The 12,134-nt window shown below is 63.5% G+C and carries 14 protein-coding genes and 1 tRNA gene; 9 read left to right on the forward strand and 6 right to left on the reverse strand.

The window, feature by feature from the left end; all coding sequences use genetic code 11:
* Positions 1-16 precede the first annotated feature (16 nt).
* Entirely contained in the window at positions 17-2,065 is a 2,049-nt protein-coding gene (locus tag H2510_RS20195) for an ATP-dependent DNA helicase (RefSeq protein WP_186630070.1), read from the reverse strand.
* 72 nt (positions 2,066-2,137) lie between these two features.
* Positions 2,138-3,424 carry a nicotinate phosphoribosyltransferase gene (locus H2510_RS20200; protein ID WP_261393095.1) on the reverse strand — a complete coding sequence of 429 codons (1,287 nt, stop codon included), beginning with the start codon at positions 3,422-3,424 and terminating at the stop codon, positions 2,138-2,140.
* Between the two features lie 128 nt (positions 3,425-3,552).
* Between H2510_RS20200 and clpS the strand changes: the two genes are divergently transcribed.
* The 8 genes from clpS to H2510_RS20240 all read left to right on the forward strand — a co-directional run bounded on the left by clpS (position 3,553) and on the right by H2510_RS20240 (position 9,386).
* A complete protein-coding gene (gene clpS / locus H2510_RS20205; protein ID WP_261393092.1) occupies positions 3,553-3,918 on the forward strand; it encodes an ATP-dependent Clp protease adapter ClpS in 366 nt (121 codons plus the stop codon).
* Between the two features lie 67 nt (positions 3,919-3,985).
* Positions 3,986-4,546, forward strand: a complete 561-nt coding sequence (locus H2510_RS20210; protein ID WP_186630072.1) for a DUF2017 domain-containing protein — start codon at positions 3,986-3,988, stop codon at positions 4,544-4,546.
* 6 nt (positions 4,547-4,552) lie between these two features.
* Positions 4,553-5,617 carry a P1 family peptidase gene (locus H2510_RS20215; RefSeq protein WP_186630095.1) on the forward strand — a complete coding sequence of 355 codons (1,065 nt, stop codon included), beginning with the start codon at positions 4,553-4,555 and terminating at the stop codon, positions 5,615-5,617.
* Positions 5,618-5,663: 46 nt separating this feature from the next.
* On the forward strand, positions 5,664-6,311 hold the full coding sequence (locus H2510_RS20220) for a rhomboid family intramembrane serine protease (protein WP_186630073.1): 648 nt from the start codon (positions 5,664-5,666) through the stop codon (positions 6,309-6,311).
* Positions 6,312-6,413: 102 nt separating this feature from the next.
* Positions 6,414-7,172 (forward strand): cyclic nucleotide-degrading phosphodiesterase, encoded by a 759-nt coding sequence (locus H2510_RS20225; protein ID WP_186630074.1) that lies wholly within the window; start codon positions 6,414-6,416, stop codon positions 7,170-7,172.
* A 21-nt stretch (positions 7,173-7,193) separates the two neighbouring features.
* Positions 7,194-7,979 carry a ribonuclease PH gene (gene rph / locus H2510_RS20230; RefSeq protein ID WP_186630075.1) on the forward strand — a complete coding sequence of 262 codons (786 nt, stop codon included), beginning with the start codon at positions 7,194-7,196 and terminating at the stop codon, positions 7,977-7,979.
* Entirely contained in the window at positions 7,972-8,583 is a 612-nt protein-coding gene (rdgB, locus tag H2510_RS20235) for an RdgB/HAM1 family non-canonical purine NTP pyrophosphatase (RefSeq protein WP_186630076.1), read from the forward strand. Before rph ends, rdgB begins: the two co-directional genes overlap by 8 nt.
* Before the next feature lie 11 nt (positions 8,584-8,594).
* Positions 8,595-9,386 carry an alpha/beta fold hydrolase gene (locus H2510_RS20240; RefSeq protein WP_315901457.1) on the forward strand — a complete coding sequence of 264 codons (792 nt, stop codon included), beginning with the start codon at positions 8,595-8,597 and terminating at the stop codon, positions 9,384-9,386.
* A gap of 4 nt (positions 9,387-9,390) precedes the next feature.
* Here the strand turns inward: H2510_RS20240 and H2510_RS20245 are convergent, their stop codons facing one another.
* The 3 genes from H2510_RS20245 to H2510_RS20255 all read right to left on the reverse strand — a co-directional run bounded on the left by H2510_RS20245 (position 9,391) and on the right by H2510_RS20255 (position 10,294).
* The gene (locus H2510_RS20245; protein ID WP_186630077.1) at positions 9,391-9,741 is read right to left on the reverse strand and encodes a DUF3817 domain-containing protein; all 351 of its coding nucleotides are present in this window, start codon (positions 9,739-9,741) and stop codon (positions 9,391-9,393) included.
* The gene (locus tag H2510_RS20250) at positions 9,738-10,148 is read right to left on the reverse strand and encodes a transcriptional regulator (protein WP_186630078.1); all 411 of its coding nucleotides are present in this window, start codon (positions 10,146-10,148) and stop codon (positions 9,738-9,740) included. Before H2510_RS20250 ends, H2510_RS20245 begins: the two co-directional genes overlap by 4 nt.
* A 61-nt stretch (positions 10,149-10,209) precedes the next feature.
* Positions 10,210-10,294, reverse strand: a tRNA-Leu gene (locus H2510_RS20255).
* Positions 10,295-10,378: 84 nt separating this feature from the next.
* Here H2510_RS20255 and H2510_RS20260 point away from each other — a divergent pair.
* Entirely contained in the window at positions 10,379-11,164 is a 786-nt protein-coding gene (locus H2510_RS20260; RefSeq protein ID WP_186630079.1) for a TetR/AcrR family transcriptional regulator, read from the forward strand.
* Here H2510_RS20260 and H2510_RS20265 read toward each other — a convergent pair.
* Positions 11,161-11,859, reverse strand: a complete 699-nt coding sequence (locus tag H2510_RS20265; RefSeq protein WP_222438974.1) for a hypothetical protein — start codon at positions 11,857-11,859, stop codon at positions 11,161-11,163. The two genes, H2510_RS20260 and H2510_RS20265, sit on opposite strands and share 4 nt — an antisense overlap.
* Positions 11,860-12,134: the final 275 nt, after the last annotated feature.

Here is a 12,134-nt window from a genome sequence, read left to right on the forward strand (position 1 = left end):
GGTTCCGCGAAGTTGGTTACCTTCCGGAAAGCCGGGTGAGAGCTTTGCGCACTACCTCAGGGTCGGATGTCTCCCAGAACGGGGGAAGCGAGGCCCTGAGGTAGCCGCCGTAGCGAGCCGTCGCAAGTCGGGGGTCGAGCATGGCGACGACGCCTCTGTCGTCGACGCTGCGCAGCAACCGGCCGACGCCCTGCGCGAGTAGAAGCGCGGCATGATTGGCGGCGACCGAGAGGAACCCGTTCCCGCCACGGGACTCCACTGCCTGTTGCCGGGCCACCAGGAGCGGGTCGTCCGGTCTGGGGAACGGGATCCGATCCAGGATCACCAGGCTGAGCGATGGACCGGGAACGTCCACTCCTTGCCATAGCGACAGGGTGCCGAAGAGCGAGGTTGCTTCGTCCTCGGCGAACTTGGTGACCAATGCACCCGTGGAGTCGTCGCCCTGGCACAGGATTGGTGTATCCAGCCGCTCGCGCATCTCCTCGGCGGCAGCCTTCGCTGCGCGCATCGAGGAGAACAAGCCCAGTGTCCGGCCACCGGCAGCACTGACCAGTGCCTCGATCTCGTCCAAGTACTCGGCGGACAGGCCGTCACGGCCCGGAGGCGAAAGATGTTTGGCCACATACAGAATGCCGGCCTTCGCGTGATCGAACGGGGACCCGACGTCGAGCGAATTCCAATGAATCGACGCGGTGTCGGACGGTGGCTGCGCGCCCGACGCCATTGCTGTGTCGCTGCGTGCAGAATTCTCGGCCGGAAGACCCCAATTGATGGCGAGACCGTCGAACGAGCCACCGACAGTCAGTGTCGCCGAAGTCAACACCACGGTCGACTCGGCGAAGAGTCGGCTGCGCAGTAGACCCCCGACCGACAGTGGCGCTATTCGGACGGTGCGTTTGACGTTCCCACGGAAGTCGTCGACTGCATGCCAGACGACGTCCTTACGTTTGGCCGGGTCCGGTTCGTCGAAGGCGGTGAGCACTCGTACCGCACTGTCGTGAACTTCGTCGATGGCCACGAGGGCCGCATTGCGCGCGGCGGCTGCTTCCGGATCGGAAGCCGCCATGCTCTGCTTCTGCGGACCGATCGCGGTACGAACGGCCCAGGCGGAGTCTCGAACGGAGGCCAGTGCAGGTCCTACCCCGTCCGGCAGAGCCGACCATCGGCCGGGCGGGAGGCTGTCGAGAATCGCAGCCCAGTTGTCCGCCGCGCCGTCGAGCGCGTCGACGATCTCCTCTTCGATCAGTTTGCCGCACCGGCGGGCAGCAGCGGTGACCGTGGCGGCAGACAGTTCCGAAGTGGCAACGCCGGTGACTCGATCGACGAGTTCGTGCGCTTCGTCGATGACCACCACGTCGTGCTCGGGAAGAATCTGGATTCCGGTGATGGCATCGATGGCCAGCAGTGCGTGGTTGGTGACCACGACATCGACTTGTGACGCTTCGGTGCGTGCACGCTCGGCGAAGCAGTCCTCGCCGACGGGGCATCGAGACTTGCCGAGGCATTCACGTGCGGTGACGCTGACCTGCCGCCATGCCTGATCGCTGACCCCGGGTACGACGTCGTCACGGTCGCCGGTGTCGGTGTCGGAAGACCACTGCGTGAGCCGCACGACCTCGCGGCCGAGGCGGGAGATAGCGAACGCGTCGAAGAGTTCGGCGTCGGGCTTCTCCTCGGACGCTCCGGTGTGAATCTTGTTCATGCACAGATAGTTGTTGCGGCCCTTGAGTATTGCGAACTTCGGCCGCCTACCGATGGCATCCTTCAGTGCATCCGCCAGTCGTGGGAGGTCACGGTCCACGAGCTGACGTTGCAACGCGATGGTCGCCGTCGAGACGACGACGGTGCGCCCGGACTCGACAGCATGTCTGATGCTCGGAACGAGGTACGCCAGCGATTTACCGGTTCCGGTCCCGGCCTGCACGGCCAGGTGCTCCCCGGTGTCGATCGAGTGCGCGACGGCCGATGCCATCGTGAGCTGATTGCTGCGTTCCTTACCTCCCAGCGAGTGCACCGCGACCTTCAGTAGGGCGGGAACTGTGGGGAGCTCGGACTTCGACGGCACCGCAGAAGACTACTGCCACTCACCGACCGGATGCGCCATCGACACCGTCCGGCCACCGCCGCGGGCGACGGTTCACGCGGGGGCTGCGATGAACCGCGTCGACAGTGCAGGTTCGCCCTGCGAAAGTTTGAGTCCTTCCCAGGGAAGACTGACGAGCCGCTGTGCGAGCAGTTCTCGTGCAGCGTCCAGTCCCGGGAGCGACGGTTCTTGCACACCGCCGCGTACCAGGGGCCTGCACAATTCGATGGCGTCGAGCCCGTCGTCGATCACCGGCGTGCTGCCCACTGGGTAGACGATTTCCTCGACCGCAGTTCCCGTGGCGCGGGTGGTTCGGATCGCGGCCTTGGCGCCCCCGCGGGACTCCTTGTGGCTGCTGCGTTTGGCGACGGGACGGCCGTCGACCGTCACCAATTTGTAGACCATGCCCGCGGTGGGCGCCCCCGATCCGGTCACCAGCGAGGTCCCGACGCCGTAGCTGTCCACTGGTTCGGCGCGCAATGCGGCGATTGCATACTCGTCGAGATCACCCGAGACGACGATCTTCGTTTCCGTCGCACCGAGGTCGTCGAGTTGACGCCGGACCTGCCGGGCGAGCACTCCGAGATCTCCGGAATCGATCCGTACTCCGCCCAGGCCGGTTCCGGCAACCTCGACGGCGTTGGCGACACCAGCAGTGATGTCGTAGGTGTCGACGAGCAGCGTCGTGCCGACTCCCTGGTTGCGAACCTGCGCTGCGAAGGCGGCCTTCTCGTTCGGACCATCGGCGTCGGTGTAGAGCAGGGTGAAGGCGTGCGCCGAAGTTCCGGCTCCGGGGACGCCGTGGCGTCGTACTGCTTCGAGGTTCGAGGTCGCGGTGAAGCCGGCGATGTAGGCGGCGCGAGAGGCCGCGACGGCTGCTTCTTCATGGGTGCGACGCGAACCCATCTCGATGAGCGGGCGCGTACCCGCAGAGTTTGCCATGCGTGCGGCCGCCGACGCTATTGCGCTGTCGTGGTTGAGAATAGACAGGGCGAGAGTTTCCAGAACGACGCATTCGGCGAAGGTCCCGTGTACCGACAGCACCGGCGAGCCGGGGAAATACAGCTCGCCTTCCCGATAGCCGTCCACGTCCCCGCCGAAGGAATAGTTCTCGAGCCACTCGAGGGTCTTGGTCGGGAGGAAGGCGGCGAGCGCCTCGATCTCGGCCGGCCCGAAGCGGAATCGTGTCAGTGCTTCGAGGAACCTGGCGGTACCGGCGACGACGCCGTAACGCCGGCCGTTCGGCAGCCGCCGCGCGAAGACCTCGAAACTGCACGGAATGTGGGCAGAACCGTCGGCGAGCGCGGCCGAGAGCATGGTGAATTCGTATTGGTCCGTCATCAGCGCGGAACTGCGTTCGTGGTCGCAAAAGTCCGGCTTGGAGATCGAGGCGTCGGTCACAGAGACAACAGTACGAGGCGTAGGGGCGAAGGTGTGTACTGCGGCTCTCTCGTCGTACCCTGAGAGGTATGGCTTCATCGACGGCACGACCGACCGTGGGCAGAGCGGTCACGGTACCGAACTCGTCGATTTCACCGTCGGCGGCATCCCCCCAAGCGGTACCAGCGGAAACAGAAGTGGTGGCACGGGACGAGGCACACGATGTGCCCTGGGTGACCATCGTCTGGGACGACCCGGTCAACCTCATGCACTACGTCACCTTCATTTTTCAGAAGCTGTTCGGATACAGCAAAGCGAAAGCCACCGACCTGATGATGCAGGTTCATTCGGAAGGCAAAGCAGTCGTCTCCAGCGGTGAGCGCGATGCGATGGAGAGCGACGTCCGCAAACTGCACGCGGCCGGTTTGTGGGCCACGATGCAACAGGACAAATAGGGCAGAAAGACACATCCGGGCTTCGAGACAGCAGGCCAGGCATCCAAGGACGGGGCAGAAGAGCGCAGTGCGCATGTGGAGCAGAAAGAACTCACTCAGCGGGGTCAAGATCCGCTCGGATATGGACGCCAGAGAAGCAACTGTGCTCAGATCGCTCGTGGAGTCGGTAGTAGGTCTTCTCCGCGATCGAGAAGCCGATGCCCCGACGGACGAGCTGGCGGCCATGACGGGTCTACGAACCGGCCACAGCAGTCCACCCGAAGATGCAGCGCTCGCGCGGCTCCTGCCGGACTTCCATCGCCCGGATTCGGACTCCGATACGGCAAACCTCAATGGTGCGCTTCGCGGATTGCACGAGCCGGAGATCATCGACGACAAGCTCGCTGCAAGCCGAGTCATCCTCGACACGATTCCGACGAACGGCGGAAAAGTCGTCCTGACCCCCGCACAGGCAGACGCCTGGCTGATGGGCCTCAACGACGTAAGGTTGGCGCTCGGAACCACATTGGGTATCGACGCAGACACTCCTGAAGTTCTCGACGAGGGGGATCCACGAGCTCCCCATCTGGACGTGTACCACTGGCTGACCTGGATGCAGGATTCCCTCGTTCAGGTCCTCATTCCGTAGGAGTACCTGTTGGGGACGGGTCCGAAGGATGCACTGACCGACGTGTCAGGCTTACTGGTGGGGCATCACCACGAGATCGATCCGGCCGCCGAACTCGGTTCCGGCGCCGCCACCGGATGCACGGTGATCCGCGCTCTGGGCGGCGCTGTCGCCGCCGTCGACGTCCGGGGAGGTGGTCCCGGTACCCGTGAGACCGATCTGCTGGATCCGAGCCATTCGGTACAGCAGGTCAATGCCGTTCTCCTCACCGGTGGAAGTGCATACGGGCTCGCTGCCGCCGACGGTGTCATGCGCTGGCTCGAAGAGCACGGACACGGAATTGCCATGGGTAGCCCGGACCAGGTGGTACCGATCGTTCCGGCGGCCGTCATCTTCGATCTGCCGGTAGGGGATTGGTCCATCCGGCCGACCGCCGACTTCGGATATCGCGCAGCAGCGGCCGCTCGAGCCGATTTCGCGACAGGTTCGGTAGGCGCAGGTGTCGGTGCTCGCGCGGGGGTGCTCAAGGGCGGCATCGGCACGGCGAGCACCGTCATCGAGGGAGGACCTGCCGACGGCGTCACCGTCGGCGCACTGATCGTCACCAATCCGGTCGGTTCGGTGTTCGATCCCCGAACCGGGCTTCCGTGGGGAGTCGGGTCGGAAGGGCCCGGTGCATACCGGATGCGCACACCAGACGTGCACGAGGTGTGGAAGGCCAACGCACTCGCACCGAAGGGCACCGCCCTCAATACGACGATCGGCGTCGTAGGCACCGATGTGGATCTGACGGCGGCGTCGTGCAAGCGCGTGGCCGTCGCCTCTCACGACGGCCTGGCACGGGCGATCAGACCTGCCCACTCACCACTCGACGGCGACACGATTTTCGCGCTGTCGACCGGCACGAGGAAGGTCGTCACGGAAACTGCCATGCCCAAGGCGTTCTCCTCCGACCTGCCAGTTCTCGCCGCAGTGTGCGCGGTTGCGGCCGATGTCGTCGAGCGGGCCATCGTGCGTGCATTGCTCGACGCGACCTCGATTGCCGGTATTGCGACGTACCGTCAGATTTTCCCGTCGGCGTTTGCGCCCTGACCACAGCGGTAGACTTCGAAGGGCAGACCACCTCCCCGGTGCGTGGATGTCGGGGCTGGACGAAAGGCCTAGTTCTGTGACGACGAACCCTTACCTTCCCGCTACCGCACCCAAACGCCCACTGTGGCAGCAGGCCGCGATGTTGATGGGCTCGTTCGTAGTGCTGCTGTGGGTCATCGAGATCATCGACGTCGCATCGGGTAGTCGCGTCGAGCAGGCGGGGATCAATCCGCGCAGTGTGGACGGTTTGTGGGGAATTCTGTTCGCGCCGGTGCTGCACGACGACTGGGCCCACCTGGTCGCGAACACCCTTCCGGTTCTGATCCTCGGATTCCTCGTTCTGCTGTCCGGTCTGGCGCGGGGGTTGACGGCCACGGGCATCATCTGGGTCGTCGGTGGTGTCGGTACGTGGTTGATCGGCGGGGGCAACTCCAACCACATCGGCGCCTCGGTTCTCATCTTCGGTTGGATCGCGTATCTGCTGACGCGGGGAATTTTCACCAGAAACTTGGGCCAACTTGCTATCGGCGTCGTGGTGTTCGTCATCTACGGCAGCGCACTGTGGGGTGTATTACCGAGTACACCTGGGGTGTCGTGGCAAGGTCACCTCTTCGGCGCCGTCGGAGGAGTCCTCGCGGCCTGGGTTTTGTCCTCCGATGCGCGCGAGGCACGTAAGCAGAACTCTCTCGGCTGAGCGCCGCCGCCGACACACCCACAACGCGCAAATGGGTGGTTACCTTCGTAAAAACGTGTCGAACGTTTCGGTGCCGGGCATCGACGTGGCAGCATGATGTACATGCGAATTACCGTCCTGGGATGTTCGGGGAGTGTGTCAGGGCCTGATTCCCCCGCGTCGGGTTACCTGCTCGACGAACCGGGAACATCGCCTGTCGTACTCGACTTCGGTCCCGGCGTGCTCGGTGCGCTGCAGAAATACGCAGATCCCGGTGACGTCAGTGTGTTCCTGTCGCATCTACACGCAGATCACTGCCTCGACGTGCCGGGACTTCTGGTCTGGCGTAGATACCACCCGAATCCGCCCGCGGGGCGCGCACTCGTATACGGGCCGAAAGACACCGCTTTCCGGCTGGGCGTCGCCTCTGCGGAATGCGGTGGCCAGATCGATGACATGTCCGACACGATCGATCTGCGTCGCTGGCAGGACGGCCGAACCATCGAACACGGACAGCTCACCGTGCACACCCGCCAGGTCTATCACCCGCCGGAGTCGTACGGCATGCGGATCACGACAGGCAAGGGGAAGCTGTTCGCATACACGGGGGACACAGGGATGTGTCAGGCAGTCCGCGATCTCGCTCACGGTGCCGACGTGCTGCTGTCGGAAGCATCGTGGACGCACCGTTCCGACCGCCCGCAAGGTATCCATCTGTCCGGTACCGAGGCTGGGCAACTGGCACGTGAGTCCGGCGTGGGTGAGCTGTTGCTGACTCACATTCCGCCGTGGACTTCCCGGGAAGATGTCATCGCGGAAGCGAAGGCCGAGTTCAGCGGTCCGGTGCACGCCGTCCAGCCGGGCGATGTCTTCACCGTCTAGGCCAGGGTTAAGCTTGCTGTCGTGTCCAGACGAGAAGACGGCCGAGCGGACGACGAGCTCCGCAACATCAAGATCACCCGCGGATTCACCGACAACCCGGCAGGATCGGTTCTGGTGGAGTTCGGAAACACGCGGGTCATGTGCACCGCGAGCGTCGAGGAGGGCGTTCCTCGCTGGCGTAAAGGATCGGGCCTAGGTTGGCTTACCGCCGAATACGCGATGCTTCCCGCCGCAACCCATACCCGCAGCGGACGTGAGTCAGTCAAGGGCAAGGTCGGTGGGCGGACCCAGGAAATATCCCGCCTCGTCGGCCGGTCGCTGCGCGCATGCATCGATCTTGCCGCCATCGGTGAGAACACCATCGCGATCGACTGCGACGTACTGCAGGCCGACGGCGGCACCCGTACCGCGGCCATCACCGGAGCATTCGTTGCACTGTCCGACGCCGTCACCTACCTGCGTGCGGCCGGTCGACTCGCGGACCCGCAGCCAATTTCGTGTGCCATCGCAGCGGTGAGCGTCGGCGTCGTCGACGGCCGTGTGCGGCTGGATCTGCCCTACGAGGAAGATTCGCGTGCCGAGGTCGACATGAACGTCGTAGCCACCGACACCGGCACTCTCGTCGAGGTCCAGGGCACCGGAGAGGGCGCTACGTTCCCGAGGACCACTCTCGACAAGCTGCTCGATTCAGCCCTCGCAGGCATCGAGAAGATTTTCGAGGTGCAGCAGGCTGCACTTGCCGAGCCGTACCCCGGCGTGCTTCCTGAACCTGCCGTCGACGCACCGAAGAAGAAGTTCGGTGGCTGACACCAAGCTTCTCGTCGCGAGCCGCAACGCCAAGAAGCTACAGGAGTTGCGTCGAGTGCTCGATGGCGCGGGAGTCCTCGGAATCGAATTGGTCGGATTGGACGAGGTGCCCGAGTTCCCAGAGGCACCCGAGACCGGTTCGACGTTCGAGGAAAATGCGCTCGCCAAGGCCCGCGACGGCGCGGCTGCGACCGGGCTCGCTTGTGTTGCAGATGATTCCGGTCTCGAAGTCGACGCACTGAACGGTATGCCGGGTGTGCTGTCGGCAAGATGGTCCGGAGTACACGGAGACGACGGCGCCAACACGTCGTTGCTTCTGGCGCAGCTGGGCGACGTACCCGACGTGCGCCGGGGTGCAGGTTTCGTCTCTGCCTGCGCGCTGGTCGTTCCCGGCGGCGCCGAGGCCGTCGTCCGAGGTGAATGGCGTGGCGTCATTGCACGAGAGCCGTTGGGTGAGAACGGTTTCGGTTACGATCCGGTGTTTGTTCCCGAAGGGGACAGTAGATCGGCGGCGGAACTGAGCCCGCAGGAGAAAGATGCCGCGTCGCATCGAGGGCGTGCTTTGACATTGCTGATTCCTGCACTCGAAACGCTTACCGGGTAGAGACTGGTCTGGTGAAACGAACAGTCGTGGCTGCGGCCGTCCTGGTAGCCGCTGGAATGCTTGCTGCACCGGGTCCGGCAGCAGCGTCCCCGGTCCAGAACTCGTTCGCCGAGGCGACGTTGTACTCCATCGCACACCCGGGTGCGAGCCCCTCGGGTGCCAACGATTACGCGTGCGTCCCGAGTGCCGAACACCCGGAACCGGTCGTGCTCGTGCATGGGTTCCTCGAGAACGCCTACGGCAACTGGGCATCGATGGCGCCGGTACTGAAGGCCGAAGGCTACTGCGTCTTTGCGCTCGATTACGGCGCGCCCGAAGGTATTCCGTTCGGCGGTCTGGATTCACTCGCGGACAGCGCAGCCGAACTGGGGCGCTTCGTCGACACGGTCAAGACCGCGACGGGAGCCCACAAAGTTTCCGTGGTTGGCCACTCCAAGGGTGGGACCGTACCTCGTTATTACGTGCGATTTCTCGGGGGCGCGGAGTCTGTCTCGCGGATCGTAGCGTTGTCACCGCCGAACTATCCGGTGCCAGGCCCGCCTCCTGACGAGGCCCTGCAACGCCTCAACGAGGGTAGTGACACTGTCCAGGGTGTGGACTACACGACCATCGTTACTCGATACGACCAGGTAGTGCCCTATGAGGCGTCATTGCTGACGGGGGAAGGCAACACGAACGTCGTGCTTCAAGACCTATGCCCAGGCAACGTCACCGAGCACACTGGAATCTCCTATGACCCTGTTGCACAGCAGGTGGTGTCGAATGCGCTGCGCGGTTCCGATCCCACCGAAGTTCGGTGCTGACTGCTCAGACGCCGAAGTCGCGCTTGACCTGCGTCGTTTGCCAATGCTCCACGAAAAACGACAGGAACGGAACCGTGCCGGCGAGCAAGGTACCGATGGTAATCAACGCAGGCCAGCGAACCTTGATAGCGAGATCCACCGTCAGGATGAGGTAGACGAGATAAACCCAGCCATGCACCACGGCAATCCATGTCGGCAGATTCTCGACACCGAAGATGTACTTGGCGACGACCTCGACTGTGAGAACGAGTAGCCAGATGCCGGTCGCATAGGCGAGCACCCGGTAGCGCAGGAGCGCGGAAGCAATCTTCTTCGTCTTTTCGGTTGATGCAGATTGCTGTGGTGCCGTGCTCACTTGGTGCTCCTGTCGGACTCGCGGGAGCGGTCGAGCTCCGCAAGGTAGCTGTTGTACTCGAGAAGTTGGCGGGCCTCGGGATCGTCGAGGTCATCCTCCACTGGCGCTACCGATCGCTGGGGGAGCAGATCCGCGGGGACTTCACGCACGACCTGTTCGGCGACGCTGTCGTTCTCGGCGTCCTGCGGAACATCGGCCTCGTCTTCGAGCTGTACGAATTTGCGGTAGGCGTAGACGACGAATGCAGCGAACAGAGGCCATTGGAATGCGTAACCCAGGTTCTGGCCGTCGCCGCCGGCGGATTCGAAACGCTCCCACTGCCACCAGCCCAGGGCCAGGCAACCGAGCGCCGAGACGATCACCAGAGCGATGAGCGCCGGGCGGCGTTGAGTGTGGGTTTTCGACACCCCCCGACGGTACCCGAGTATCTACTACCTCAGGTAGTTCGGTGGGGGTCGTCACTGATAGTGGTGCGCGAGGGGGGACTTGAACCCCCACGTCCTGAGACACTGGAACCTAAATCCAGCGCGTCTGCCAATTCCGCCACTCGCGCGAGTGCTGTGCAAGTCTACAACGCCGAACCCCGGCTCGAACGCAGGTGCATCCTCGGCCCGACGTACAGCGTACTGTGCGAGGCGTGGCAAGCAAGAAGGCGACCGTTTTCGATCCAGCGCGCACCCTCGGCCTGCTGTGGCGAGTGGACGAGAAGTCGAGTCGCAGCGGGTTGAGTATCGATGCGATCGTCGACGCCGCAATCGAGATCGCGGACGCCGATGGGATCGATGCTGTGTCCATGCGACGTGTCGCCGATCGACTCGGCGTCGGTGCAATGTCTCTCTACACGCACGTTCCGGGCCGCGAGGAACTTGCCGATCTGATGATCGACGCCGCTGTGGCATCGTTGTATTCGAGTGTTGCCGAACCCACCTCGGCGACCGATGACTGGCGTGACGGACTTCGATTCGTTGCGGAGCGCAATTGGCTTCTCTACCAACGTCACCCGTGGATTCTCGATCTCCAGGGTGCGCGTGCTGTGTTGGGCCCACACACCAACGACAAGTACGAGGCAGAGTTGAGGGTCATCGAAGGCGTAGGGCTCACGGATATCGAAATGGATTCGGTCCTCACTCTTGTCCTGACGCATGTCGCGGGCACCGCACGCGCGCTCGCTCGATTCGACAAGGTTCGCGAGGAATCTGGAATGACCGATGCACAGTGGTGGGCCGCAACGGCACCCGTCCTGGAGCGCGTCATGGACCACGCTGACTACCCCGTGTCGGCGCGCGTGGGAACCGCTGCATCGACTTCGTATGGCGCAGTGAGTGATCCGGTTCACGAGTATGTCTTCGGAGTCGACTGCATCCTCGACGGGGTGGCCGCGCTGATCGAGAGTGGGCGCGGCCACGTCCACACCGATAGTTAGCCGACAGCCTTCAGCTCCGACCCTCGCTGGGGGAGAGGGAAACGGCGTTGATAGCGCCACACCGCATGCTCGAGCGCTGCACGTTCGACGTTCATGGCCTCGGCGGTAAGGGCGAGGAGCATCCCGGCACTCTCGCCGTCGAGCGTTCTGCCGACCGCGTCCGAGGTGAAAGCGGTCACCTGCAGCAGCGAGTTCGGTGTGCGCTCGCCCACGAGGAACAGAGCGCACTCCCACGTTTTCGTTCCGGCCCCGGGGACGGCGGTGAATGCTGCGCGAAGTTCATCCGAATCGACGAGATCCTCAGCTCGTGCCACGCCGAGTCCGGTCAATGCCGTCGCGAGGCGTGCGGCGCACTCGGCCTTGGTGGTGGAGTTGCCGGCTACTCGCTGCTTGTTCCCGAGAATCTCGGTGAGTTCCTCGGGCTTGTCCATGAACGCGGCGAGCGCGGTCGGATCGTCCAGAGATTCGCAATGCCGATACTCGCGCCAACGAGCAATGACGCGCCTCACACCGGTCTCGGGTCCGCCGTAGGTTGCCCGCGCGGAGAACACTGCGTCGAGTAAGGCAACTTCGATTTCCTGTGGCCATCCCGGATTCCAGTAGGGCGACTTCGCTGGTGTTGCACATGTTTCGATGTGCACGGTGAGTGCCTCGCGGTCGCGCTGCGAAAATATATGTGTAACCGATGAATACATGAATCCCCCCCGGGTCTATGTACTTCGAAAATGGGTCGATGTACTTCGAGAAGCTACCCAGGGTCACCGACAACTTGGAGACTGCGCTAGTCGGGGATTGTTGTGTGACGAGGCTCATATAACGAAAAGGTAACGATAAATCTGAGGTTTCCCTCACGTTCGGACGTCTTCCATTCGGGCTGTGCCAGCACTGATGTTTGTTACCGGCGAGTTGCCTCAACGGTAGGTAAAGGGCCTCCAGCGGCCGTACTCGCAAGTAGCAGTTGGACGTCCAC

The organism is Rhodococcus sp. BP22, from assembly GCF_014281965.1.
Taxonomy (GTDB): domain Bacteria; phylum Actinomycetota; class Actinomycetes; order Mycobacteriales; family Mycobacteriaceae; genus Rhodococcoides.